This is a genomic window from Actinoplanes sp. NPDC026670 (assembly GCF_040638175.1).
In the GTDB taxonomy this organism is placed as follows: Bacteria; Actinomycetota; Actinomycetes; order Mycobacteriales; family Micromonosporaceae; genus Actinoplanes.
In genome coordinates this window covers 1-23429 of record NZ_JBEZXU010000106.1, presented here as the reverse complement: position 1 = coordinate 23429, position 23429 = coordinate 1, and the positions used below count along the sequence as shown (strand labels likewise).

At 71.5% G+C, this 23429-nt stretch carries 23 protein-coding genes; 8 read left to right on the top strand and 15 right to left on the bottom strand.

Features of this window, described 5'->3' with window-relative positions; translation table 11 throughout:
- Positions 1 to 54: 54 nt before the first annotated feature.
- Positions 55 to 612: a hypothetical protein gene (locus AB0E94_RS49900; protein ID WP_360342986.1), complete on the bottom strand. Its 558-nt coding sequence runs from the start codon at positions 610 to 612 to the stop codon at positions 55 to 57.
- 515 nt (positions 613 to 1127) lie between these two features.
- The gene (locus AB0E94_RS49895; RefSeq protein ID WP_360342983.1) at positions 1128 to 1889 is read right to left on the bottom strand and encodes an enoyl-CoA hydratase/isomerase family protein; all 762 of its coding nucleotides are present in this window, start codon (positions 1887 to 1889) and stop codon (positions 1128 to 1130) included.
- 106 nt (positions 1890 to 1995) lie between these two features.
- Between AB0E94_RS49895 and AB0E94_RS49890 the strand changes: the two genes are divergently transcribed.
- The gene (locus tag AB0E94_RS49890) at positions 1996 to 3900 is read left to right on the top strand and encodes a GMC family oxidoreductase (protein ID WP_360342980.1); all 1905 of its coding nucleotides are present in this window, start codon (positions 1996 to 1998) and stop codon (positions 3898 to 3900) included.
- Here AB0E94_RS49890 and AB0E94_RS49885 read toward each other — a convergent pair.
- The 3 genes from AB0E94_RS49885 to AB0E94_RS49875 form a co-directional block, all read right to left on the bottom strand.
- Entirely contained in the window at positions 3890 to 4603 is a 714-nt protein-coding gene (locus AB0E94_RS49885; protein WP_360342977.1) for an OmpA family protein, read from the bottom strand. The two genes, AB0E94_RS49890 and AB0E94_RS49885, sit on opposite strands and share 11 nt — an antisense overlap.
- The gene (locus AB0E94_RS49880) at positions 4600 to 5220 is read right to left on the bottom strand and encodes a helix-hairpin-helix domain-containing protein (protein ID WP_360342974.1); all 621 of its coding nucleotides are present in this window, start codon (positions 5218 to 5220) and stop codon (positions 4600 to 4602) included. Before AB0E94_RS49880 ends, AB0E94_RS49885 begins: the two co-directional genes overlap by 4 nt.
- Positions 5221 to 5391: 171 nt before the next feature.
- On the bottom strand, positions 5392 to 6087 hold the full coding sequence (locus tag AB0E94_RS49875; RefSeq protein WP_360342971.1) for a GAP family protein: 696 nt from the start codon (positions 6085 to 6087) through the stop codon (positions 5392 to 5394).
- A gap of 84 nt (positions 6088 to 6171) precedes the next feature.
- Here AB0E94_RS49875 and AB0E94_RS49870 point away from each other — a divergent pair, with 84 nt between their 5' ends.
- Complete coding sequence (locus AB0E94_RS49870; protein ID WP_360342968.1) at positions 6172 to 7338, top strand: histidine kinase; 1167 nt, start codon at positions 6172 to 6174, stop codon at positions 7336 to 7338.
- Between the two features lie 40 nt (positions 7339 to 7378).
- Positions 7379 to 8020 (top strand): response regulator transcription factor, encoded by a 642-nt coding sequence (locus AB0E94_RS49865; RefSeq protein WP_360342965.1) that lies wholly within the window; start codon positions 7379 to 7381, stop codon positions 8018 to 8020.
- Between the two features lie 704 nt (positions 8021 to 8724).
- On the opposite strand, the gene AB0E94_RS49860 is transcribed toward AB0E94_RS49865, so the two are convergent.
- Complete coding sequence (locus AB0E94_RS49860) at positions 8725 to 9384, bottom strand: pentapeptide repeat-containing protein (RefSeq protein ID WP_360342963.1); 660 nt, start codon at positions 9382 to 9384, stop codon at positions 8725 to 8727.
- Positions 9385 to 9407: 23 nt separating this feature from the next.
- On the opposite strand from AB0E94_RS49860, the gene AB0E94_RS49855 reads away from it, so the two are divergent.
- Both AB0E94_RS49855 and purU read left to right on the top strand, forming a co-directional pair.
- Entirely contained in the window at positions 9408 to 9719 is a 312-nt protein-coding gene (locus AB0E94_RS49855) for a MazG-like family protein (RefSeq protein ID WP_360342960.1), read from the top strand.
- Between the two features lie 661 nt (positions 9720 to 10380).
- Positions 10381 to 11286: a formyltetrahydrofolate deformylase gene (gene purU / locus AB0E94_RS49850; RefSeq protein WP_360342957.1), complete on the top strand. Its 906-nt coding sequence runs from the start codon at positions 10381 to 10383 to the stop codon at positions 11284 to 11286.
- 4 nt (positions 11287 to 11290) lie between these two features.
- Here the strand turns inward: purU and AB0E94_RS49845 are convergent, their stop codons facing one another.
- Together AB0E94_RS49845 and AB0E94_RS49840 are read right to left on the bottom strand one after the other, a co-directional pair.
- On the bottom strand, positions 11291 to 12241 hold the full coding sequence (locus AB0E94_RS49845; protein ID WP_360342954.1) for a hypothetical protein: 951 nt from the start codon (positions 12239 to 12241) through the stop codon (positions 11291 to 11293).
- 104 nt (positions 12242 to 12345) lie between these two features.
- On the bottom strand, positions 12346 to 15384 hold the full coding sequence (locus AB0E94_RS49840) for a serine/threonine-protein kinase (RefSeq protein WP_360342951.1): 3039 nt from the start codon (positions 15382 to 15384) through the stop codon (positions 12346 to 12348).
- Positions 15385 to 15474: 90 nt separating this feature from the next.
- Here AB0E94_RS49840 and AB0E94_RS49835 point away from each other — a divergent pair, with 90 nt between their 5' ends.
- Positions 15475 to 15945 carry an NUDIX domain-containing protein gene (locus AB0E94_RS49835; protein ID WP_360342948.1) on the top strand — a complete coding sequence of 157 codons (471 nt, stop codon included), beginning with the start codon at positions 15475 to 15477 and terminating at the stop codon, positions 15943 to 15945.
- On the opposite strand, the gene AB0E94_RS49830 is transcribed toward AB0E94_RS49835, so the two are convergent.
- The 6 genes from AB0E94_RS49830 to AB0E94_RS49805 all read right to left on the bottom strand — a co-directional run bounded on the left by AB0E94_RS49830 (position 15946) and on the right by AB0E94_RS49805 (position 20874).
- Complete coding sequence (locus tag AB0E94_RS49830; protein ID WP_360342945.1) at positions 15946 to 17073, bottom strand: hypothetical protein; 1128 nt, start codon at positions 17071 to 17073, stop codon at positions 15946 to 15948. It abuts the gene before it with no gap.
- 41 nt (positions 17074 to 17114) lie between these two features.
- On the bottom strand, positions 17115 to 17798 hold the full coding sequence (locus AB0E94_RS49825) for a hypothetical protein (RefSeq protein ID WP_360342942.1): 684 nt from the start codon (positions 17796 to 17798) through the stop codon (positions 17115 to 17117).
- Between the two features lie 2 nt (positions 17799 to 17800).
- Positions 17801 to 18541 carry a hypothetical protein gene (locus AB0E94_RS49820; protein WP_360342939.1) on the bottom strand — a complete coding sequence of 247 codons (741 nt, stop codon included), beginning with the start codon at positions 18539 to 18541 and terminating at the stop codon, positions 17801 to 17803.
- A 101-nt stretch (positions 18542 to 18642) separates the two neighbouring features.
- Entirely contained in the window at positions 18643 to 18984 is a 342-nt protein-coding gene (locus tag AB0E94_RS49815; RefSeq protein WP_360342936.1) for a hypothetical protein, read from the bottom strand.
- 76 nt (positions 18985 to 19060) lie between these two features.
- Positions 19061 to 19972: a serine hydrolase gene (locus AB0E94_RS49810; RefSeq protein WP_360342933.1), complete on the bottom strand. Its 912-nt coding sequence runs from the start codon at positions 19970 to 19972 to the stop codon at positions 19061 to 19063.
- Positions 19973 to 19983: 11 nt separating this feature from the next.
- Positions 19984 to 20874, bottom strand: coding sequence for a LysR family transcriptional regulator (locus AB0E94_RS49805; protein ID WP_360342930.1), 891 nt, complete (start codon positions 20872 to 20874; stop codon positions 19984 to 19986).
- Positions 20875 to 20956: 82 nt separating this feature from the next.
- Here AB0E94_RS49805 and AB0E94_RS49800 point away from each other — a divergent pair, with 82 nt between their 5' ends.
- On the top strand, positions 20957 to 22132 hold the full coding sequence (locus AB0E94_RS49800) for an MFS transporter (protein WP_360342927.1): 1176 nt from the start codon (positions 20957 to 20959) through the stop codon (positions 22130 to 22132).
- Here the strand turns inward: AB0E94_RS49800 and AB0E94_RS49795 are convergent.
- Positions 22108 to 22230 (bottom strand): hypothetical protein, encoded by a 123-nt coding sequence (locus AB0E94_RS49795; RefSeq protein ID WP_360342924.1) that lies wholly within the window; start codon positions 22228 to 22230, stop codon positions 22108 to 22110. The two genes, AB0E94_RS49800 and AB0E94_RS49795, sit on opposite strands and share 25 nt — an antisense overlap.
- Before the next feature lie 260 nt (positions 22231 to 22490).
- Between AB0E94_RS49795 and AB0E94_RS49790 the strand changes: the two genes are divergently transcribed.
- Complete coding sequence (locus AB0E94_RS49790) at positions 22491 to 23162, top strand: DNA alkylation repair protein (protein ID WP_360342921.1); 672 nt, start codon at positions 22491 to 22493, stop codon at positions 23160 to 23162.
- Positions 23163 to 23429 lie beyond the last annotated feature (267 nt).

Below are 23429 nucleotides of genomic sequence, written 5' to 3'. Positions count from 1 at the left end.
GCGCCGGCGTATGCGAATTCCGATACGCCGGCGCGACACCCCGCGATCACCAGGTCAGACCCGGCACTGCCAGGTGGATGCGTCGTAGAAGTTCACGAAACGGTCCAGCTTGGCGTAGCCGTGGGTGAGGGTGTTGCACGCCGCGGCGATGTCGATGTCGTAGTAGGTCGGGCCGGCCCGGCTGTACTGGACGCAGTGCCAGTCGTAGACGGTTGTGCCCAGCAGGGCGGCGTCGCTGTAGCCCTTGCCCGTGCAGTAGTCGGCGAAGACCGGGGTGACCACGTCCGGCTGCACCAGCCAGCAGCGCACCGACGTCGGGTCGTAGAAGTCGCCGATCCGGTCGACGGCGTAGTCGGAGGAGTACGTCCACCGGCACGCCGCGTCGAAGGCGAGGTCACCCTGCTGCCCGCTGCCGTTGACACAGTGCCAGTCGTACGCCGTCGACCCGGTCAGGGTGGCGTCGGAGTACCCGATCGACCGGCAGTAGGCGCCCAGGTCGAGCCCGCCCAGGTCGGTGGGCGGGGGCGGGGAGGCCGAGGCGGGTCCGGCGACCGCCAGAACGCCGGCTAGCCCGACGAGCAGGGTGAGCAAGAACTTGCTGACAGAGCGCATAGCTCTCCCGAAATGACGATGGTCCGGCTGAGCAGCATCAACCAGTCGGAGCCTCCTCTGTGGAGGGGGCTCCGACAGCTTAGTGAGTGTCGATGCATTTGCAAGTTCTTGCACCCATTGCATCTTTGTTTCGTAAGCGAGAGTTCACCGACCGCCAGCCGTCGCTCAGCGCTGTTTCGGCACCCTGATTCCCGCGCTGAGCGACGGCTGACCGGGGCGGACCGGGTCAGCCGTCGCTCAGGCAGGTTTCCGAGGGCGGAAAACCGCGGTGAGCGACGGCTGGCGGTCTCGGCCGCGCGTCAGCGCGGCCACCGCGATGCGATGCGGCGGCGGCGATGCGATGCGGCGGCGGCGATGCGATGCGGCGGCGGCGATGCGGTGCGGCGGCGGCGAATGGGCGGCGGCCAGGGCTATGCGTCCCAGGCGATCGGTGGGTGGGACGGCGGCGGGCGGGGCTATACGCCGCGGAAGGCCGGCGGGCGGGGCTATACGCCGCGGAAGGGCGGCGGGCGGGGCTATACGCCCCGGAAGACGGGCGGGCGGCGGGCCAGGCTTGCGGCGATGCCCTCGGCACTGTCCTCGGTGGCCCAGTGGATCTTCTGCTCGGCGAGTTCGTGGGCCAGGGCCTCGCGCACCCGGGACGCCAGACCGGCCCGCAGCGTCGCCCGGATCGAGCGGACCGCGAGCGGGGCCGACGCCGCGATCTCGCCGGCCAGCGCGAACGCCGTCTCGCGCAGCGAACCCGGGGTGGCCAGGCGGTCGGCCAGGCCGATCCGCAGCGCCTCCTCGCCGGTGATCCGGCGGCCGGTCAGCAGCATGTCGGCCGCTGCCTGCCGCCCGACGATCTCCGGCAGCGTCACACTGGTGCCGAAACCCTGGTGGAAGCCGAGGCGGGCGAAGTTTGCCACGAAACGGGTGGACGGCTCGGCGACCCGGAAGTCGGCGGCGCAGGCCAGCCCCAGTCCGCCACCGACAGCGGTGCCCTGCACGGCGGCGATCATCGGGGTCCGCACGTCGAACAGCTCCGCCGCCCGCCGGTAGAGGCGCTCCGCCGCGGCCACGTGATCGCGGGCGAACTCGCCACCGCCGAAGTCCGCCCCGGCGCAGAAGTGCCGGCCCTCGGACGCCAGCACGATCACCCGGCAGGCCGGGTCGTCATCGAGACCCGTCGCCGCCTCGACGACCTGGCCGATCAGCGTCTCGTCGAAGTGGTTGGCCGGCGGCCGCCGCATCTCGAGCAGCGCCACACCATCGGAGACCGAGACCGAGAGATCCACGCCCTCATCGTCGCACGTGCATGATCAGCAGGGCGGACCGTACCGCAAAGTGTGATTCTCGATTTACATTGTGGGCACTTCGCCACCGAAGCAGGAGGACCGACACGTGCTCACTCCGGAACAGATCAACGTCCTGCGACTGCTCTGCGACACCGTGGTTCCCTCGATCCCACACCCCGACGACCACGACGGGTTCTGGGCCCGGAAAGCCACCGACACCGGCGCCGACCAGGGAGTCCTCGCCCTGATCGCCGGAATTCCGGCCGAACACCGGCAGGGTCTCGCCGCCCTTTTCGACGCGCTTGCCGCCAACGGTTTCACCACCGCCCCGCAGGCCGCCCGCGAGCAGATGCTGGCGGCGATCCCGGAGACCGGGCCGCTGGTCAGCATGATCCTGCTGATGACGTACGGCCTGGCCGGCCCGGACGGACGGAACCCGAACTGGGACCGGCTCGGCTATCCGGGCGCCGCGCCGGCCACAGCGCCGGGTGGCCGTACGATATCGGCTTTGAAAATCGACGGAGACCAGGACCTGACCGCGGACGCCGTGGTGATCGGATCCGGCGCCGGAGGCGGATTGATCGCCGGGCGGCTCGCCGCCGCCGGCTTGCGCGTGGTCGTCCTGGAAGCCGGCCGGCACCGCACCGAGGCCGACTTCCATCAGCTGGAACTCGCCGCCTACCAGGCGTCCTACTGGCGCGGCGGCCCGGCGCCGACCGCCGACGGCAACATCAACCTGGTGGCCGGCGCCGGTGTCGGCGGCGGCACCGTGATCAACTGGACCAACTGCCTGAAGACCAGGGATGGGGTACGGCGGCAGTGGGCCACCGAGCACGGCCTCACCGACGTGGCGACCCCGGATTTCGACAGGCACCTGGACGCGGTGTGGCGGGAACTGTCGGTCAACGACAGGTGTTCCGAGTTCAACCGGATCCACGAGGCGATGTCGCGGGGAGCGGAGAAGCTCGGCTGGTCGTTCGCCACGATCTTCCGCAACTGGGACGAGAAACGGCACGACCCGGTGGTCGCCGGGCACCTTGGGTTCGGTGACCCGTCCGGGGCGAAACAGTCGACGCTCAAGGTCTACCTGGAACCGGCTGTCCTCGACCACGGCGCCCAGCTGATCGACGACTGCCGGGTCGAGCGGATCCTCGTCGAGGGCGGGCGTGCCGCCGGGGTCGTCGGGCGGACCGGCGCTTCCGGCGCGACCGTCACGGTGCGTGCGCCGATCGTCGTCGTCGCGGCCGGCGCCCTGGAATCGCCGGGTGTGCTGCTGCGCTCCGGGATCGGCGGTCCGGCCGTCGGGCGGTACCTGCGACTGCACCCGTGCACGGTCACCATGGGTGACTACGGCCAGGACATGCGCGGCTGGTGGGGGCCGCCGCAGGCCGGGCTGGTCAACGAGTTCGCCGAGGTCGACGACGGGTACGGGTTCCTGATGGAGAGCGTCCAGTACGCGACCGGGCTCGGCGCGTCGTCGGTGCCGTTCACCTCGCCCGCCGAGCACAAGGAGGCGATGGCCGGGTACCGCAACAACGGGTCGTACATCGGGCTGATCCGTGATCACGGGCACGGCCGGATCACCCTCGACCCGGCCGGGAACACCGTCGCCTGGTACGACCTCACCGACGAACGCGACGTCCGCAACACCCACCGGGCGCTGGAGGCGCAGATCCACCTGCACCGGGCCGGTGGGGCGCGGCGGATCCAGGTGTTCGGGCGCGGGCTCGGGCCGTGGACCGAGGGCGAGGACCTGGACGCCTACCTCGCCCAGGTCAAACGGGTGCCGTTGCAGGCCGGGGGCATGACGCTGTTCTCGGCGCACCAGATGGGCAGCTGCCGGATGGGTTCCGACCCGGCCACGAGCGTCGCCGATCCGCGTGGGGAACTGCACGACACGCCCGGCGTGTGGATCGGTGACGCGTCGGCGTTCCCGACACCGTCCGGCACCAACCCGATGATCACCATCATGGCGCTGGCGTCGCGGACGGCAGCGAACATCACGTCCTGAAGACTGTCAGCTCGACACGGCGGTTGGTGGCCCGGTGCTCGGCGGTGTCGTTCGGCGCCGCCGGGCGGGCCTCGCCGTAGCCGGTCACGGTCATCCGGCCGGCCGCCACCCCGAACTCCCGCAACGCGGCCCGGACGGCATCCGCCCGATCCCGGCTGAGCCGCAGGTTCGTCTCCTTCGAACCCCGCGCGTCGGTGTGCCCGTCGATCCGGATCCGGGCGTCCGGATGATCCGCGAGCAGGGCCGCGGCCTTGCGCAGGGCGGCGCGCGACGCGGCGGTCAGTTCGTCACCGCCAGTTCCAAACCGCAGCGGGGGTACGACGGAAAGCTGCTCCCGAACCAGGTAGAGCTCGAGTGTGGCCTTCACGTCCTCGGCCGCGGCGACGACCTGCTCGGGTGCTTTCGCCGGTGGAAGCACCCGGGCCGGGATCACCCGGGTGTCGACCGCGCGCACCCCGGAGACCGCCTCGACGATCGTCCGGGCCTGCGCGGCGTCGGCCTCCGAGGCGGTGATCACCCCGTCCTGTCCGGTGAACGAGACCTGTGTGCCGGTCTGCCCGGCGGCGGCCAGGGCGGCGGTCGCCCGCCGGGTGAGGTCGTCCTCGATGCGGTGGCGGTTGGGCCCGAGCTGGGCGGTGACGATCGCGGCGAGTCCGAGCAGGACGACCAGGCCGGCGATCCAGCGGCTGACGGCCCGGCTCATCGGGTGCCAGCCGTCTCGTCAGCACCCGCCGTGGCCGGGGCGCCAGCCGTAGCCGGGGCGCCGGCCGTGGTCCCGGCGCCGGCCGAGGTCGCGGCGCCCGCCGGGGCAGCGGTGTCGGACGGGGCAGCGGTGTCGGACGGGCGCGGCCTCGGCCTCGGTCGCGGTTTGCCGGCCGGGGGAATGGCGGCCCGCTGTGGCGTCGCGGCCGACGGGGCTGTGGCGATCGACGGGGCTGTGGCGGTCGGCCGGGTCGTGTCGCGGCCCGCGATCAGGCGGGCGGTCAGTTCCGCGAACGCGGCCTCGTCACCGTCGGCGAGCAGACGTGCCTGGCGGCTCCAGGTGCTCAGGCTCGGTGCGAAGCTGAGCCCGGCCGCCCGGACCGCGTTCCGCTTGGTGTCGTCATCGGAGGTGGCGAGCTGTTCGAAGGTGCGGATCCCGGCGGCCCGCAGCGCATTCGCCATGGCCGGTCCGATGCCCTCGATGCGCTCCAATTCGTCGGCGATTACCGGCGCCGGTTCCGCCTTTTTCGCGGGCCACCGGGAAAGGCGTCCGGCAATGACACCGAGAGCGAATGCGAGCAGGATGAAGACGAGCGACTGGCCGACGAACCAGGCCACGATGACCTCCGGAAACGCGTGGGAAACCGCACCTTCACGCCTGCATGCGAAGGCAGTGCGGCAACGGTTTCCCGCGTCCGGGAGCCGTGATGACGCGATCATGCTAACGGTCATGATCGCCATTTACAAAATGGACGGTCGACGTCTTTGAGTGATTACTTCGCTACAATTTCAGCGGCCGATGAGCATCAGTTTGGCGGCGGCGTCCCGAGCCAGGAGGAAGCCGACGATCCCGACGATCCAGGCGATCGTCTCGCTGTTGGACATCCAGTTGGCGACCCGGGTCAGCAGCGGGTCGAGGCGTTTCCCGGCGAGCAGCCGCCCGGCCAGCAGCACCAACGCCGGCGTGATCATCACCAGGCAGTATCCGGCGAGCGTCAGGGCCACCGTGGCCGACGGCAGCGCCGCCGTGGTGATCAGGCCGATCGCGGCGATGTACGGCAGCATCGACCCCACCTCCACGGCGGCCGCGGTCAGCGCCAGCCCGGCCAGCGGCAGCGCGCCACCCTCGTCGTTGAGGGCCCGCTCCCGCCACCTGTGCATGCGCCCCTGCCCGGCCGGCTTCCGGTTGCGGCCCATCACGAAACTCCAGAAGAACAGCGCCACCCCGAGCACCAGCTGCGCCCACTGCACCGGGCGGGTCGCGAGCACGGCGCTGATCTGCGGGAGCAGGGCGCCGGCGCTGAGGGTGACGATCAGGCCGAGTGCGAAGTAGAAGGCGGCGACCGTACCCAGAAAGATCAGAATGCGACCGGAACGCACCGGGCCCGGATGCAGCAGCAGCCAGATCGGGATGAGCAGGGTCCCGAAGCTCGTCGAGTCGATCAGTGCGAGGACGGCCAGCGAGGCCAGCAGAGTGGCATCCATGGTTGTCATGATGTCGGGGCTCCGGCGCCCGGCGCGTCCGCCGAAGGATGCGCCGCCGCGTACATCTTTGGATGGACGCCGCACGTGGCCGGCCGTGATGGGATGGGCGTCGTGAACGTGCGGGAGCTGCTGCGGAAGGACTACGTCCCGGCCCTCAGCACGTTCGCCGCCGGGGTGCTGCTCGACGTCGTCGGCCTGACCGACGTCTGGGACATCCCGCACGCCGACGCCCCGGAGAGCTGGCACCTGGCCCCGCTGGCCGCCGGATGCCTCGCGATGCTCGCCGCTCGCCGCCACCCGATGCTCGCGCTCGGCGCCGGGACCTGCGCGTTCGCGGTCGACCTGGTCCTCGGCGGCAGCATCGCCTTCATCCTGGTGATCTTCGATCTGCTGTTCTCGGTGGGCCGGTTCGCGTCGCCCCGGGCCCGGGCCGCCGTGACCACCGCCGTGTTCGTGCTGGTCGGCACGGTCAGCGTGGTCGGCGGACTGGCCGCCGGTGGGATGCGGTTCGTGGTCTTCCTGTTCCTGCAACTGACGTCGGTGCTGTTCGTGCCGCTGTGGTGGGCCGCCAACATCCGCCAGCAGCAGCAGATCGGCGCCCTCGACGCGGAACGCATCGCCGGCGAGGCGGTCGTCGCCGAACGCGCCGCGATGGCCCGCGACCTGCACGACGTGATCGCCGCACACCTCGCCACCACGGCCATGCACTCCGGGGCGGCGCTGGCCATGCCCCCGGAGACCGGCCGGGACCGCGCCGCCCTGCAAGCGGTCCGGACCAGTAGCCTCGCCGCCCTGGAGGAGATGCGATCGATGATCCTGCTGTTGCGTGCGGACGCCTCCGCCACCGGCCGGGACGCGGTGCTGCCCGGCGGCCTGGACCGGCTGCCCGACCTGGTGGCCGCCGCGACCGCCGGTGGGCTGCGGGTCGACGTGCGGACCGGCGACGTGCCGGACGTCCCGGTGGTGGTGGCGCACACCGTCTACGGCATCGTCCGGGAGTCGCTGACCAACGCCGGCAAACACGCCCCCGGCTGCGAGGTCGACCTGGACGTGCGACGCGACGGCGGCCGGGTCACGGTCACCGTCACCAACACGCTGACCAGGGCCGGTCTCGACCATCAGGCGCTGAGTGCGGGCACCGGCCTGTGGTCCATCCGCGAGCGGGCGGCCCTGCTCGGCGGCTCACTGACCGCCGGCCCGTCCGGCGACCGCTGGCGCGTCCAGGCCTCCCTGCCCTTGGCCGCCGCATGATCCGCGGTGGGTTCGGCGTCGATTTTGAAGGGCGGGCCGCATGATTCGGGTGCTGGTTGCTGATGATCATGCCGCGATCCGGGCCGGCATGCGGCTCATGCTGGAACAGGCCGACGACATCGAGGTGGTCGGGGAGGCCGCCGACGGCGCGGTCGCGATCCGGCAGGCGAGCGCGCTACGGCCGGACGTCGTGCTGATGGACATCCGGATGCCCGGCACCGACGGCATCCAGGCCACCCGGCAGATCACCGCGGCCGGGCTGGCCGACGTGCTGATCCTGACCACGTTCGACCTCGACGACTACCTGTTCGGCGCGCTGCGGGCCGGCGCGGCCGGGTTCCTGCTCAAGTCGGTCGAGCCGGCCGCCCTGGTCGAGGCGGTCCGGCGGGTCGCCGCCGGGGACGGTTTCCTCGCGCCGGAGGTGACCCGCCGGCTGCTCACCGCGTTCGTCACCGCGACACCACGCCCGGCCCGGGCGCCCTCGTCCCTGAACGAGCTGACCAGCCGGGAACGCGACGTGCTCGCCGGTCTGGGCCGCGGCCTCTCCAACGCCGACCTGGCCGCCGACCTGTCGATCACCGAGGCCACCGCGAAGACCCACGTCTCCCGGGTCCTGGCCAAACTCGGCTGCACCTCCCGGGTCCAGGCCGCGATCCTGGCCCGCGAAGCCGGCCTGGCCTGACACCCCTTCTCCCGCGATCTTGCGGACTTCCGGCACCCTCGAGGTCGCCACTTGTGAAGCGACATTGCGGGTCAGGGCCGCAGCCGAAGTGAATCTTGCGTTCGCCCTGGTCAGCGTCATCCTCAGCGAACTCTGCAAGATCACCGTGAGGTCTGATGACTTTGGGTGGCCGTCCAGAGGGCGATGCCGGGAGCGGGCCGCCGAGAGCGAGTCCGTCGGCCGCAGCGATGGCCGGCGCACACGTTCGCCGGGCCGCAGCGGTGGTCAGCGCGCACGTTCGCCGGGCCGGAGCGACGGCCAGCGCGCACGTTCGCCGGGCCGCAGCGACGGCCAGCGCACACGTTCGCCGATCGTGTGCGCCTGCTTCGCTCCGACGGGGACAGGCGCACACGTTGTGCCGTCCGTGTGCGCCCGTCATCGCTCCGACGAGGGTGAAGTCGCACGTTGCCGCATTGTGTGCGCTGGTCGTCGCGCGCCGGAGACCATGCCGGGCCGGGCACCGGCGACCGCGACGAACAGGCCCCAGGTCGCGGAGGGCAAGGTTCGTCGATGTTCCTTACCGCGGTCCATCCCGACGGACACCCGGTGCACTGTCACCGTCGGCGGCGTCTATAAGGCCGTCGCGACCGACGCAATCGATTCCCCAAATGGCGAAACTCGAGCGGAACACCTGGCCCGCCGAACTCCCAAGATCGAGGTCCGCTTCAGCTTCTGACGACGATGCCCAGCGCCCCGGCCAGCACATAGGACAGGCCGATCAGATCGTCGGGGTGCACGATCGCGCCGGTCCAGCTGGTGATGCCGCCGATCCCGGCCAGCTCGCAACGCTCGAACCGGGCGCCCTGCATGGTGGCCCCGCTGAACTGGGCCCCGGTCAGGTCACAGTCGGTGAACCGGGCCCCGCGCAGATCCGCGTTGGCGAAGTCGGCGCCGGTGAGGTTGCAGCCGGTCAGCGCCACCGCGTCGAAGCGGGCCATCCGCCAGTTCGTCAGGTCGATCTTGCTGTCGGTGATCGTCACGTCGCGGAGCAGCCCGCCGTTCCAGGCCAGCCCGGTCATCCGGCAGCCGGTCAGCGCGACCCGTTCCATCGTCGCGTTCTCGGCGCGCAGGTTCGACCAGTCGGAACGCTCCACCACACAGTCGGTGAGCCGCACCTTCGGCAGCGTCGCCCCGGCCAGCCGCGCTGATCGGAAACGGACCTGACCGAACTCGACCGACTGCGCGAACACCCCGGACAGATCGGCGTCGGCGAACATCACCTTCTCGTGCAGATCCTCCGACTCGAGGTCGAAGAGAACCTCCGGAAGCGCCTCGGGCACGATGGGCGCCCGAGGCGAGGCAGTGGAAGCCCCGAACCGTGACATCAGGCCACTCTACGAGGACGCACATGGACGACATGATCTGGGACGCCGCCCGCCGCTGGCAGCAGTTCCTCGACGACCAGAACGGCAACGACCCCCTGGAGATCGCCTGCCGGATCATGAAGATCAACGAGGAGGCGGGCGAGGTCACCCAGGCCTGGATCGGCATGCTCGGCCAGAACCCCCGCAAGGGCGTCACCCACACGAAGGACGACGTGGTGGGCGAACTGGCCGACGTCGTCTTCACCGCCCTGGTGGCGATCGCGAGCCTCGGCGCCGACCCCCGCCAGGCGATCCAAGACGTAGTAAAAAAGGCAAACACCTACATCACCCCTTAGCGGGTACGGCCACCCCTCCCCGCCGATCCACCCGGTCCCGAAGCACACCGCGACGCAGGCCCGGGGCCCCGACCGCAACGCGCCCGCCGGGCTGAAGCCGCCGATCACCGCCCAAAGACCCCCAGCCGTCGCCCACAACGGTTATCCCACCTGCTTTCCCGTGGTGAGCGACGGCCAGGGCCGTCCGGCTCGCCGCCGAGACCGCCAGCCGTCGCTCACCGCGGGAATGCGCGTGCGATAACCGCCGTAGGCGACGGCTGGGGCCGTGAGGCTCGCCGCCGAGACCGTCGGCCGTCGCTCACCGCGGGAATGTGCGTGCGGTAACCGTTGTGGGCGACGGCTGGGGCCGTTCGGTTCGCGGCTGGGACCGTCGGCCGTCGCTCACGGCGGGAATGTGCGTGCGATAACCGTGATGGGCGACGGCTGGCGGTCTTGGGAACGGACGCATATGCCCGGCGGCCGCTGTGAAGGCCGGACGGGCCGCCTGCGTCGCGGGGTAGCCAGGGGACGGGGCTGTTCGGCGTGGGGCGGGTGGGCGTACCGGAGCGGGGGTTTGATCTTGGGGTGATGCTTGCCTCGCGGGGTGACCTGGCGGTGGGCGGGCGGGTTAGGTTTCTAGACTTCGGTGGCCGGTAGACGAATTGTGGAAGGACGCCTCGACGTGACCCTGACCCAGCACGCCCCCGCCTCGCACGAGACGCCGCCGAGCCCCGGTGACCAGGCGGTGCTCATCGTGCACGGGCGCGACCGGACCGGGATCGTGGCGGCCCTCAGCGCGGTGCTCGGGCGGCACGGGGCGAACATCGTGTCGCTCGACCAGTACTCGGACAATCCGCAGGGTGGCGCGTTCTTCCAGCGGACCGTGTTCGGGCGGCCGGACCTCAAGGCGGCGCTCCCGGCGATCGAGGAGGACCTGCGGCAGGAGCTGGCGAACGGGTTCGAGCTGGAGTACACGGTGCGGGACCTGTCGGTCCCGAAGCGGGTGGCGATCTTCGCCTCCAAGGCCGATCACTGCCTGCTCGACCTGCTGTGGCGTAACCGGCGGGGTGAGCTGCCGATCAACATCAGCATGGTCATCTCGAACCACGCGCACACCGCCGACGAGGTGCGCTCGTTCGGGATCCCGTTCTTCCACGTGCCGTCGCAGGGACCGGACAAGTCGGCCGCCGAGGCGCAGCACCTTCAGCTGCTGACCGGCAACGTCGACTTCATCGTGCTGGCCCGTTACATGCAGATCCTGTCGGGTGACTTCATCACGAAGGTCGGCGTGCCGATCATCAACATCCACCACAGTTTCCTGCCGGCGTTCATCGGCGCCGACCCGTACGCGAAGGCCCAGCACCGCGGGGTGAAGCTGGTCGGGGCGACCGCCCACTACGTGACCGAGGACCTGGACGAGGGCCCGATCATCGAGCAGGACGTGGTCCGGGTGAACCACGCGCACACCGTCGCCGAGCTGCGCCGCCGGGGCGCCGACGTGGAGCGCGCGGTGCTGTCCCGGGCGGTGCTGTGGCACGCCGAGGACCGGGTCATCCGGCACGGCAACCACACGATCGTCTTCCAGTAGGGGTTCAGCGGCGCCACCAGGGGCGTCTCGCCGGCGGCCGGGTACGGGCGATGCCGCGCAACAGCGCGTGCGGGTCGCGGACGATCTGTGCAGGGGCCAGGCCCAGGTCGGACAGGGCGGTGCTGACCTGGGCGTCCTCGCCGACCTGGACGACCGTGCCGACCCGGTCGACACCGGCGTCGGCGAGCAGCAGCTTGACCGTGTCCGGCAGGCGGTCCAGGTGGACGGCCTTGGCCGCGGCCAGGTCGTCGCGGGTCAGGACGACCGCCTGATGCGGTTCGGGCAGCAGCATCGCGGCCCGGCGTTGCAGGCCCAGGGTGGCCCGGGCGCGTTCGATCTCCCGGGTCAGCCGCCAGTCGTCGGGGTCGGCCTCGGCGCCGCCACGGGCCGCCGCCACCCGCAGCAGGGCCTCGTCGATCGCCGGTGCGCCGGGCGCGCGTACGGCGGTGGCGGCCAGTTGCCGTTGACCGTCCAGCACGGTGATCTCCGGCCAGGCGGAACCGGCCATGCACACCAGCACCGGCCCGGATCCGGCCGGCGCGGCAGCCGCGGCGGCGGCGGTGGAGACGATGCGGGGGCGGGGGAGCCCGGCGGTGGCGGCGGCCTGTTCGAGGCGGGCGCGGGCCGGCCGGTCCCATTCGTGGGCGGTGACGACGGTGAGGGCGGCCGGTCGTCCGGTGCGTTCGGTGACGTGGGCGAGGACCGCGGCGACGGCTGCCGGTGGACCGCCGTGCCGGAGCAGTGTCATCGGATCTGGTCGATACGCCTCGGGGTTCGCGAGACCGGTGGTGAGGGCGGCGACACCGGCGGTGTAGACGCCGGATCCCTGGAAGACCCCGCTGGGTGCGCGGGCCCGCCCGTCGAAGAGGACGGGCCGGTCGAAACCCTCGGACTCGAACACCGCGGTGACCCACCATGCGGCGATGTCGACGACCACAAGATCCGTCGCTGGCATGTCCGGCAGTGTCTCAAATGGACGAATCTTCCGGCACTCCTTGTCCGGAATTTTCCACGCATAGTGATAGATCGTCAACACTACGTTAGTCTGGCCGGATCGGTTCAGGAGCAGGCCGGTTCGTAACGCAGCGTGGGCACGTGACCGGCCCATTCGCCCTCGGTGAGGCCGCCCTGGCGCAGGCAGGCCTCGGCGTGCGGATCGCGCAGCGTCATCTGCAGGGCGCTCACGTCCCAGACCGTCGTGCCGCCCGGGTCACCGACCGTCAGCAGCGGCCCGCGCGGGCTGAACGCGGCCGACGTCGGCCGGCCCGGCAGCACCGCCACCAGCAGCGGGTCGGCGCCGGGAGGCAGGCTCCACAACTCGGTGCCGGACCGGCCGGTGATCGCCAGCAGGGCGCCGTCGGCGGACAGCGTGACCGCGCCGACCCCGGCCACCCGGTTGCCCGGCCGGGGCGCCGAGCGGACCGTTCCGGCGGTCCAGGTGACCACGTTGCGGTCGACGGTGACCACCGTGCCGGCGCGGGCCTCGAGCGCCTGCACACCACCCTGGGCGGCCAGGGTCGCGGCGCGCCGTGGGGCGACCGGATCCGCCAGGTCCCAGACGGTCAGCGCCGACTCCGCGCCGCCGTTGTCGTCGGCGATCACCAGCCGGCCGGTGACCTGGTCGAACACGACCGCGGCCACGTACGCGGCGGGGATCTCGGCGAGCGGTATCGGCTCGGCGCCGGCCGCCACCTTGTAGATCAGCACCCGCTCGCCGTCACGCAGCACCGCCGCCAGGCCACGATCCGGGTCGGCGTCGACCACGCCGTCCAGCATCCGCCGGGGATCGTTTCCGGACAGGTCGTAGACCGAGCCGCTGGCGTAGAGCAGCCCGGCCGACGGGCGGACCCGGGACGCCCCGGACGACGCCCGGAACCCCGGCCGGGCCGCCACCGGCCGGGACGGGTCACGCAGATCCCAGAACTCGATCCGCCCGCCACCGAGCGCCGCCACCGCCAGCACGTCCGCGCTGGAGACGCCGACCAGCCGGATCGGGTCCGGGTCGGCGTCGATCCGGGACCGCTGGACCGGGGCGAACGGGGCCACCCGCCACACCGCCGCCGCGCGGGCCGCACCCTGCCAGCCCGCGGTCAGCAGCCGGTGGCCGTCCGGGCTGAAGTCGATCGAGGAGATCCAGCCGCCGTCGCGGCGCAGCGTACGCAGCGGCTGCGGACTGGCCGGCTCGGCGACGCTCCACAGTCCGACGGTCCGCTCCTCACTGCCGACCGCCAGCAGCGTCCCGGACCTGTCGAACGCCACCGTCGTCGGCGTCCCACCGTCGGCCGCGAACGTCGACAGCAGCCGGGGCCGGGCCGGGTCGGCCAGATCGTAGAGGCGCACCCCGTCGCTGACCGTCGCCGCCGCGAGCCGCCGTCCGTCCGGGCTGAACGCCAGGTTGATCACCGCGTCGGCGTCGGTGATCACCGAGATCCGCCGTGGTGTGCCGTCCGCCGCCCACACCGTGAGCAGCTCACCCTCGGCCACCCCGGCGAGCAGCCGGCCGTCCGCGCTGAGCCGCGCGCCGCCCCGGGTCGCGGTGCCGGCCGGGGCGCTCCACACCGATTTCGGGCGCGCCCGGTCCCGGACGTCCCACAGCTCGATCCGGTCGGCCACGGTGAGCAGCCGGTCGCCGCTGAACTGCACCCCGTCCCACGCCTGCCCGGTCAGCTCGGCCACCGGATACGCCCCGGCGGTGTCCCACAGCTGAAGCCGGGCCCCGGCGGTGGCGATCGTCCGCCCGTCCGGGCTGAACGACAGATCCGTGGTCTCCTGACCGGCCGTGGCCAGCGCGCCCACCCTGATGAAACGGGCGCCCTGCACCGACCACAGTCCCACGTCACCGGCTCCGGCGGCGGCCACCATCGTCCCGTCCGGCCGGAACTCGGTGGTGTACGCGGCCTCGTCCGGGTTCAGCTCACCCTCGTAGCCGGTGGCCAGGGCGGCGTCGATCGCGGCCCGGCCCCGATCCGACGGGCTGACCGTCTCCGCGCTCACCGCCAGCCGCAACGCCAGACCCGGATCGGTGTCCAGGGCCTTCGCCGACCGGTCCAGCAGATCCCGCTGCACCAGAGCGCGATCCTGCCGGACCACCTCGTCCGACGAACGGGCCAGCGCGACACCGGCGGCCACCAGCAGACCCGCCACCAGCACGGCCGCGGCCCGGCCCAGCCAGCGGCGGGTCCGGCGGTTCCCGGCCTGCGCGGCCAGGGCCACCTTGCGCAGTTCCGGGGCCATGTCCGGGCGACCCGCCGACAGCAGGGCGTCGAGCAGCCCGTTCGCGGTCGGGCGCCGGGCCGGGTCCTTCTCCAGGGCGGCCGCGGCCAGCCGGCGCAGCGGCTCCGGAACACCGTCCAGGTCGGGTGGCTGGGTGAGGATCCGGCCGATCGTCGCCAGCGGGGACTCACCGCCGAACGGGGTACGGCCGGTGGCCGCGAACCCGACCAGCACACCCCACGCGAACACGTCCGCGGGCGGGCCGACCCGGCCACGACGGTCGGTGTCCAGGCACTCCGGCGCCAGATAGCCGATCGTGCCGACCACGTGATCCGGGCCGGTCAGCTCGGCGCTCAGATCGGTGCCACGGGCGATCCCGAAGTCGATCACCTTCGGCAGGCCGACCGCGAGCAGCACGTTCGCCGGTTTCAGGTCGCGGTGCACGACGCCCGCCCCGTGGATGGCGACCAGCGCGGTGGCCACGCCGACGGCCACCGCGTACGCCTCGGAGGGTGGCAGCGGGCCGTTCTCCCGGACCACCTCGGCCAGGCTCGGCCCGTCGACGTATTCGACGACCAGGTACGGCGGATCGTGCTCCAGATCGTCGTGCAGCACCGCCGCCGTGCAGAACGGCGGCACCTGCCGGGCCCGGCGCACCTCACTGCGGAACCGGGCCAGGAACCTCGGATCGGCGGCCTGCTCCGGCCGGACCACCTTGATCGCGACCCGCCGCCCGTCCGGCGACCGGCCCAGGTAGACGGTGCCCATCCCGCCGGACCCGAGCCGCCCGGCGAGCACGTGCTCCCCGAGCCGCTCCGGGTCGCCGGCCAGCAACGGGGTCACGGGCACGGTCAGCTCACCGTCCCGGTGGTGTGCGACCGGCATCCCATGGTGAAGAGTCTCGATAGGATGAACGGGTCCCGTCAACGCCACGGTGGCGGGGTTTCTGTCGTACCCCCGTGATGGAATCCGGGCATGCCGACGCACCGCATCCCGACCGTCCGGGCGGCTCCGACGCATCCGGTCGACGTGCTGCTCCTGCTCACCGACGGTGACCATGTCCTGCTGGCGCTGCGCTCCGGCACCGGTTATGCCGACGGTCAATGGAATCTTCCGTCCGGCAAGCTGGAGCACGGGGAGGACGCGCTGACCGCCCTGCGCCGGGAGGCGGCCGAGGAGGTCGGCTTGCGGCTGTCCGCCGACGAGCCACGGCTGGTCACCACGGTCCATCACCGCACGCCGTCCGGTCACGCCCGGGTCGGGTTGACCTTCCAGGCCCGGCACGATCCGGCGCGGCACGGTGTCCCGGTCAACGCCGAGCCGCACAAGTGCGCGCGGATCGAGTGGTTCCGGTGGGATGAGCTGCCCGCCTCGACCTATCCGTATTCGGCGGCGTGTGTCACGGCCTGGCGGGCCGGCGTGCCGCTGACCCTGAGCGGCTGGTGATCACGGTGTGTCCCGGGGGAGTCCCATCGTCGGGTGCGGGTGACCGCCCAGCGCCGACGAGAGGGTGTCGACCATCTCCCAGTATTCCGGCTCATCGTTCAGCGAGGCCTGACTCGCCAGCCGGGTGATCACCGAGGTCCACTCCGCACCGGTCAGGCTGACCGCGGCCGATCCGGACTTCTTGCCGGCTGCGTCGGCGATCGGATCGAGATGAGCCTCGTCCGGCCGCTGTGCCCGCAGGACCGTTCGCCAGCCGGCGACCGGGATGGTGACCTGGTAGTCCTCCTCGTCCGCCAGGCCCAGGTCGTCCCGGGTCTCCTCGGCGACGGTGAACAGGCACCACGGCGACCAGTCACCAGCGGCCACGTCCTGCGGTGTGCCCTTGACCCGCCACATGTAGGTCTTGCCCTGCTCCAGCGGCTGGATCAGGCGGAGGCTCAGCTCCGCCTGCTGTCCCGGGCCGATGGGCGAGCCGGCGCGTTCGATGGTGAGGGAGACGGGCGTGTTGGCCTCCGTGAGCTGAAAGGTCGGCTCGATCCGCCGCAGGCCGGGCACCTGGACGAAGGAGGCGGACAGGGTCGGATACACGATGTCCACCTCCTTCGGCGCCGGCGTGTCGACCACGCAGGCAGCGCTGTCGGTGGCCAGGGCGTCCGGCAGCGCCGCCCCGAAGAACCGGGGGTCGCTCCGGTCCGCTGACTGCTCGCGGAACGACGCTTCCGGGTTCCCGGCCGGGTAGCCGCATGTCGTCCGCACGTTCTGGCCCGTCGCCGCGGCGATGGCGAACTGGCAGTCGACCAGGCGCATCGCCGTCGTCGCGGTCGGGGTCGGGGTCGCGACCACGGGCACCGAGGTGTCGCCGGGCGAACGGGTCACCACGGTGACGGTGATCGCGGCTGCCACCAGCACGGCCGTCCCGGCAACGATCCAGAGCCGCCGCTCGGGTCTCCGCGCCGGCTGTTCGGCGGGCTTGTCGGGCGGCGGCGGGCTCGAGGGCTGATCGGGTGGAGCTGCCCGGAGCCGTCGATCGACGTACACCGCGGCGGCCCCGGCGATGGCGGCGCCGGTCACGGCGAGCAGGGCCACCCGCCAGACACGGCGGGGCGGCGGCTGGCGCGGCGTCGTCATGGCTTGGCGGATCGGCCGGGTGGCGACGGATCCGAGGAAATTCAGGAAACCTGCTCCGGGGTCAGACCAAGCAGATCAACGACGTGCAGGGCCCGGCGTACGGACTCGTCGACCACCGCCGGGCGGATCCACGACGACGGCACCTCGATCGTGAACAGTGTGCGGCCCCGGGCCGTCCACGGCGGGATGTCGCTGTTCAGGAGAGCGAGCCGCAGCGCGGAGCTGTTCAGCAGTGGTGAGTCGCCGACCCGGTCGAACTTGTTGCGCATCGCCATCGACGGCACCTCGACCGGCAGATGCACGACCACGAAGACGCCCTTGCCGCGTTCCGGGCCGACCGCGCCGGCCAGGGCGTTCCCGGTCCACCTGATCTCACCCGCGGTGATCGGGAAACCGCCAGACTCGAACGACCACGCCCGCAACACCCGGATCGTGCCGCGCAGCCGCAGGTCGGTCCACGGCCACTCGCGGCCCACCGGGTCGACCGGCTCCCAGCCGGACTCCTCGAGGTGCCGGTCCATCGCCAGGACCGCGCCGGTCCGGTTGACCAGTTTGATCAAGAACGGGGTGGCGATGAGGAGCAGCAGCCCACCCCACGTCTGTCCCGGATAGCCGTAGAAGAGCGTCCGCAACCCCAGATCGGCGTACGACATCACGTACCCGACCGCCAGGGTGGCGAGCACCGTCAGGACGACACCGCCCAGGAAGCGGCCCGCCGCGCGCAAGTTCAGGCCGCCACGCCGGCCCGGCCGTTGGACCGGACCTCGGCGTTGAGCTCCAGCAGCTTGGCGACCAGCAGGGCCCGCCGGACCGCCGAGCCGATCAGGGCCGGGGTGACCCCCTCGTACGCCGGCTCGACGGTGAACAGGCACTGCTCGCGGACCGTCCACGGTGGGATCCGCCGGGTCAGGAACGCCTTGCGCAGTTCGGCCCGGTCGAGCAGCGGCGAGTCACCGACCCGCTCGAACGGCACGTGATAGGCCATCGACGGCACGGGTACGGGCAGGTGCACCACCACGACCACGCCCCGGCCGTCGGTGTCGTCGGTGGCGCCGCCGAACCCCCGGCCGGTCCAGCGCACCTCGCCGGCGGTGACCGGGAACCCGCCGGCGGTGAACGACCACGCCTGGCGCACCCGGATCGTGCCGCCACCAGCCGGTTCGGCCCACGGCCACTTCCGCCGGCCTGCACGTTGTTGGAGAGAGTCGGTGCGTTCCCAGCCGGCCGATTCGGCGTGCCGGGCCAGCACTCCGGCCGGGCGGGTCCGGTCGGCCAGTAGGCTCAGGAAACACGCGGCGACCAGGAGAAGCCACACCACCCACATCCGGCCCGGTGTGGTGTCGCTGAGCGCGTCGGCGCCGGTCATGAAGATCAGCCCCAGCCCGCACACGGCGCCGAACCAGGTGACCGCGGCCAGCACGGTGAGCGCCCAGCGTCCCAGCAGACGGGTCCAGCGACGCAACGACATCGGCATTCCCCAAGATCGAACCAGCGGGCGCCGCACACGATAGCGACGTTCGTCACCACGATCGAGCCCAGGGCCGTACGCCGCAAGACCCGGCCGTCGCATCAGGGCAACAGAATCAGCGCCGCCCGGGCCAGGATGCGCACCCGGTCCCACTCCGGACGGGTGGCCAGCGCCTCCGCGGTCCACAGCGCACGCTGGTGGTCGCCGCCCATGTCGGCCAGTTGCCTGTCGAGTTCGGCCAGTGCCGGCAGCGCCCCGGAGTCGATCCAGTCGCGTTCCACGAACGTGGCCAGCAACCGATGGCCCTGGTCGAACTCCAGCACCAGCTCGTCGACGACCGCGCACACCCGGCTCAGCCAGGCCACCTGCACCTCGGCGTCGGAGGCGAGGACGGCAACGGCACGCACGAACCCGAGCGCGGCCCGGGCACCCGGTTCTCCCACACGATCAGCCTCGCGCAGTTCGGTCACCATCGGCAACCCCTCGACCCCGACCGGTACACACCGCCTGGCGCGTCGGTCAGTAGCCCAGATGCTTGCGGGTCAGCTTGGCGACCTTCTCGACCAGGGTGACGCCGGCGCTCATGTTCTTGTTGCGGCGGGTCAGGACGGCCACCGACACGTCGACGGAACCGTTCTTCGCGGTGATCCGGCCGATGGTGTTGACCGCCCACAGGCCGCCGTCGGCCGTACGCGTGTCCCATCCGTTCTTGACCGTGAAGATCTCGCCCTTGCGGGTCAGGACCGGGACACCCCAGTCCTGCGCCGTGGACACCGTGTTCATCAGGGTGAACGCCGTCTTGCGGGAGCTCGTCGACAGCGGCCCCTTGGCGTCGACCAGTTCGGAGAGCAGGACGACCTGGTCGGCGGCGGTGGTCCGGGTCAGGCCCCACCGGCTGTTGACGACGGTCTGGGTGAGACCGAGGCGCTTGTTGCACTTGGTGACCGCGGTCCGGCCACCGATCCGCTGGTACAGCGACGTGGTCGCGTTGTTGTCGCTGAGCCGGATCATCGGCCGGGCCAGTTTCATCTCGGCGGCGGTCGGCGCACGGCCGGCGTCCTGAGCCTTGAGCAGCATGCAGGTGAGGATCTGCACCTTCACGATGCTCGCGGTGTCGTATTTGACCGAGCCGCGATACACGTACCGCTGACCGGTTTTGCGATCGAGGACCGCGACCGCGAAATCGCCCTTGACCGCTTTCAATGCCGCGTTGAGGTTTTTCACCCGGGTGGCCCGGTCGAGCGCCGCGGACGAGGCGGCCGGCGCCGCGGCGGAGGGCGTGGGGGTCGCGGGTTTCGCGGGCAGGACCGCGGCCGCGACGACCGGCGCCGCGGTCGCCTGGGCCGGGCCGTCACTGTCCAGACCGGCAACCACCAGGGCACCTCCGCCGATAGTGACGACCGTTGCCACCGCGAGAATCCAGACCTTCATGGCGGCCCACTCTATGGCATCGGCAGGAAATCCGCGGTCAGGGCGATCAGCGCACGCGCGGCGGCACCCGGCGGGCGATCCGCCGGAACCGCCAGCGACAACGGCCACCGCAGATCGGCGCCGGTCACCGGAATCGTCACGAGTCCCTTTCCGCCGGCGAGCAGAAAACGCGGCAGAAGAGCAACACCGAGACCATTTCGTACGTAATCCGCGCTCGTTCCGATGTCGGTGATCTCAATCGTCACGTGCCGCCGCACGCTCGCCGCCGTGAACGCCCGGTCGGCGACGTCCCGGTTGCCGTAGCCGGCGGGCAGGTCGATGAAATCGAGCCCGGCCAGGTCCTCGATCGGCACCGACGCCCGCCCGGCCAGCGGGTGATCGGGCGGCACCGCCAGGTCCATCACCGAACTGGTCAGCTCGACCAGGTGCACCCCGGCCGGCCGTGGCCCGGGCACCGACACGAACGCCAGGTCGAGCCGGTGCTCGGCGAGCAGGCCGACCAGCCCGCGCGAGCCCATCGGGGACACCGCGGTCTGGATCAGCACCCCCGGATGCCGTCTGTGGTACTCGCCGAGCAGGGCCGGCAGGTCGATCACCCGGATCGAGGTGAGCGTGCCGATCCGCAGGGTGCCGCGCAGGCCGCCGCGCACCTCGGCCACCGCGTCCCGGGCGTCGCGGGCCGCGTCGAGGGCGACCCGGGCCCGGGGGAGCAGCGCGTGGCCGGCGTCGGTGAGCCGGACCCGTTTGGCGTTGCGGTCCAGCAGCGGGGTGCCGAGTTCCCGTTCCAGCGTCTTGATCGCGGCCGACACCGCGGACTGGACCACGTGCAGGCGGGCGGCCGCGCGGGTGAAGTGCTGCTCCTCGGCGACCGCGACGAAGTATTCGAGCTGGCGGAGTTCCACGCATCGAAGTATCAACGATCGCGATCAGTACGGTCGTCAACTTTCGTTGGCGGTGATGCTCGGTGCGGCGCACAGTCGGCCCATGGCACTTCTGGAAACCCGGGTCCCGACCCGGAGCGCAGGGTTCTGGCCGGTCGCGTTCGCGTTCACCGTGGCGATGGCGTTCTCGACGGTCCCGGCGCCGCTCTACCCGCTCTACGGCTACCCGACGTTCACCGTCACCGTCGTGTTCGCGGCCTACGCGGTCGGGGTGGTGGTCAGTCTGCTGCTCGCCGGGCACGTGTCCGACCAGATCGGGCGGCGGCGGATCCTGATCCCGGCGCTCGGCCTGGAACTCGTCGCGGCGGTGCTGTTCCTCTCCGGGACGTCACTGCCCGTGCTGCTCGCGGCCCGGTTGATCACCGGGCTGGGTGTCGGGATGATCACCGCCACGGCCACCGCGCACCTGCTCGAACTCAACGGGGGTTCGCCGGCCCGGTTCGAGATCGTGTCGACGGCGGCGAACATCGGGGGCCTCGGTCTCGGCACCCTGGTGGCCGGCGTGATCGCCTCCTTCGTGGATTCGCCACTGCGTACGCCGTACCTCATCTTTGTCTTCTTGCTGGTGGCGGCCATCGCGGCGGTCTCGTCGGCGCCGGAGACCGTGCGTCCGGATCCCGGCTACCGGTACCGGCCGCAGCGGGTGACCACCGGTCGCGGCCCCGCCTATCTGGCCGCCGCGACGGGCGCGTTCGCCGCGTTCTCCGTCTTCGGTTTCTTCACCTCGGTCGCGCCCGGATTCGTCGCCGGCACCCTGCACCACGAGTCACGCGCGGTAGCCGGGCTGATCGTCTTCGTCGTCTTCGGCGGCTCGGCGGCCGCGCAGACCCTCACCACCGGGCTCAGCGCGCGACGCCGGACCACGCTCGGCCTGACCGCCCAGGCGGTCGGCACGGTCACTCTCGTGACCGGAATGCATCAGGCAAGCCTGACGGTCTTCCTGCTCGGCGGCCTGCTCGCCGCCGCGGGCGCCGGCGTCCTTTTCAAAGCCTCCATCGGTACGGTCGCCGCGCTCGCCACCACTGCGGAGCGAGGCGCGGCGCTCGCCGGGATCTTCCTGATCGCCTACCTGGCCCTGGCCGTCTCCGCCCTGGCCATCGGCATCGCCGCCGTGACCACCCCGGTGATCACGGTGATGACCTGGTTCGCGGCCGCCCTGCTGAGCATGCTGGCCACGGTGGCCGCCCTGACCCGTCAGTCGTCGAACGGCTCGGCCTGACCGTGCAACGCCCCGCAGGCCAGGCACACCGACGGATGACCCGGCACCAAGCCGCGGATCAACGGGCTGGAGTCCAGATCTGCGGCCGACAGGGTCATCTGCTCGGTGTATCTGTCGCACGTCTGGCACCGGGCTCGCACCCGCCGCCCACGACCGGATCGGATCAGCGCATCGAGGAAGGCTCCGGGGAATCTGATCGGCTCAGCCATGATCGTCCAGCCGCAGTGCCACTTCGCTCACCGGCGTCACCTTCCATGGGCTTGAGATAGCGTTCTACCGCAGACTGGATGTCGGGACTTCAATTGCAGACTTCTACCGCAGACTTCTACCGCAGACGAAGGCTGATCGGGGGCGGGGCGTGGCCGAGACGACGGTGACCGGACTGATGGCGGAGTTGGCCGCCCTCGACGATCCGAAGGCGCGCGCGATCAACGAACGGCACGGCGACGATCATGGGGTCAACCTGGGCGCGCTGCGGGCCGTCGCGAAACGCCTCAAGACCCAGCAGGACCTGGCCCGCGACCTGTGGGCGACCGGCGACAGCGCGGCCCGTCTGCTGGCGTTGCTGATCTGCCGCCCGCGCGCCTTCGACCGCGACGAGCTGGACACCATGCTGCGCGGGTCACGTACCCCGAAGGTGCAGGACTGGCTGGTCAATTACGTGGTCAAGAAGAGCCCGCACGCCGAGGCGCTGCGCGTCGCGTGGACCGCCGACCCGGACCCGGTGGTGGCGAGCGCCGGCTGGGCCCTGACCGTCGAACGCGTCGCCAGGAAACCGGACGGCCTCGACCTGGACGGCCTGCTCGACGTCATCGACGCGCGGATGAAGGACGCCCCCGACCGTCTCCAGTGGGCGATGAACCACTGCCTGGCTCAGATCGGCATCTCCCATCCGGCGCAGCGGGCCCGGGCCCTCGAGATCGGCGAACGGCTGGAAGTCCTCAAGGACTACCCGACCCCACCGAACTGCACCTCCCCGTACGCCCCGATCTGGATCACCGAGATGGTCCGCCGCCAGCAGCCCGCCTGATCCTGCGGAAATCCTGGGATCCGGCGCCGGCCCGCCGATGCACCGGGCCGTGACGACGCCGCCCCCGCATCATCGTCGGGGCGGCTGAGACGCCGGCCCGATGCCTGGAATGTCGCATTCGTGAAGAATCCGCCCGCGGTCAGCCTTGTAGATCTTGCACGGTTCTCCTCCCTGGCAGCGACGCTTCTATAGGTGGGCCGGTTCCGGGAGGGGTTGGTATCGGTAGGGTTCGGCACCGGTGATCTACGAGTGACTCATGCAAGATCT

What these genes read in the sequence shown, in the direction of transcription:
- AB0E94_RS49830 (WP_360342945.1), bottom strand. Translation starts at nt 17,073, where the DNA reads ATGACGACGCCGCGCCAGCCGCCGCCCCGCCGTGTCTGGCGGGTGGCC.
- AB0E94_RS49835 (WP_360342948.1), top strand. Translation starts at nt 15,475, where the DNA reads ATGCCGACGCACCGCATCCCGACCGTCCGGGCGGCTCCGACGCATCCG.
- AB0E94_RS49845 (WP_360342954.1), bottom strand. Translation starts at nt 12,241, where the DNA reads ATGCCAGCGACGGATCTTGTGGTCGTCGACATCGCCGCATGGTGGGTC.
- AB0E94_RS49820 (WP_360342939.1), bottom strand. Translation starts at nt 18,541, where the DNA reads ATGTCGTTGCGTCGCTGGACCCGTCTGCTGGGACGCTGGGCGCTCACC.
- AB0E94_RS49855 (WP_360342960.1), top strand. Translation starts at nt 9,408, where the DNA reads ATGGACGACATGATCTGGGACGCCGCCCGCCGCTGGCAGCAGTTCCTC.
- AB0E94_RS49900 (WP_360342986.1), bottom strand. Translation starts at nt 612, where the DNA reads ATGCGCTCTGTCAGCAAGTTCTTGCTCACCCTGCTCGTCGGGCTAGCC.
- AB0E94_RS49800 (WP_360342927.1), top strand. Translation starts at nt 20,957, where the DNA reads ATGGCACTTCTGGAAACCCGGGTCCCGACCCGGAGCGCAGGGTTCTGG.
- AB0E94_RS49810 (WP_360342933.1), bottom strand. Translation starts at nt 19,972, where the DNA reads ATGAAGGTCTGGATTCTCGCGGTGGCAACGGTCGTCACTATCGGCGGA.
- AB0E94_RS49795 (WP_360342924.1), bottom strand. Translation starts at nt 22,230, where the DNA reads ATGACCCTGTCGGCCGCAGATCTGGACTCCAGCCCGTTGATCCGCGGC.
- AB0E94_RS49860 (WP_360342963.1), bottom strand. Translation starts at nt 9,384, where the DNA reads ATGTCACGGTTCGGGGCTTCCACTGCCTCGCCTCGGGCGCCCATCGTG.
- AB0E94_RS49885 (WP_360342977.1), bottom strand. Translation starts at nt 4,603, where the DNA reads ATGAGCCGGGCCGTCAGCCGCTGGATCGCCGGCCTGGTCGTCCTGCTC.
- AB0E94_RS49840 (WP_360342951.1), bottom strand. Translation starts at nt 15,384, where the DNA reads ATGCCGGTCGCACACCACCGGGACGGTGAGCTGACCGTGCCCGTGACC.
- AB0E94_RS49865 (WP_360342965.1), top strand. Translation starts at nt 7,379, where the DNA reads ATGATTCGGGTGCTGGTTGCTGATGATCATGCCGCGATCCGGGCCGGC.
- AB0E94_RS49875 (WP_360342971.1), bottom strand. Translation starts at nt 6,087, where the DNA reads ATGGATGCCACTCTGCTGGCCTCGCTGGCCGTCCTCGCACTGATCGAC.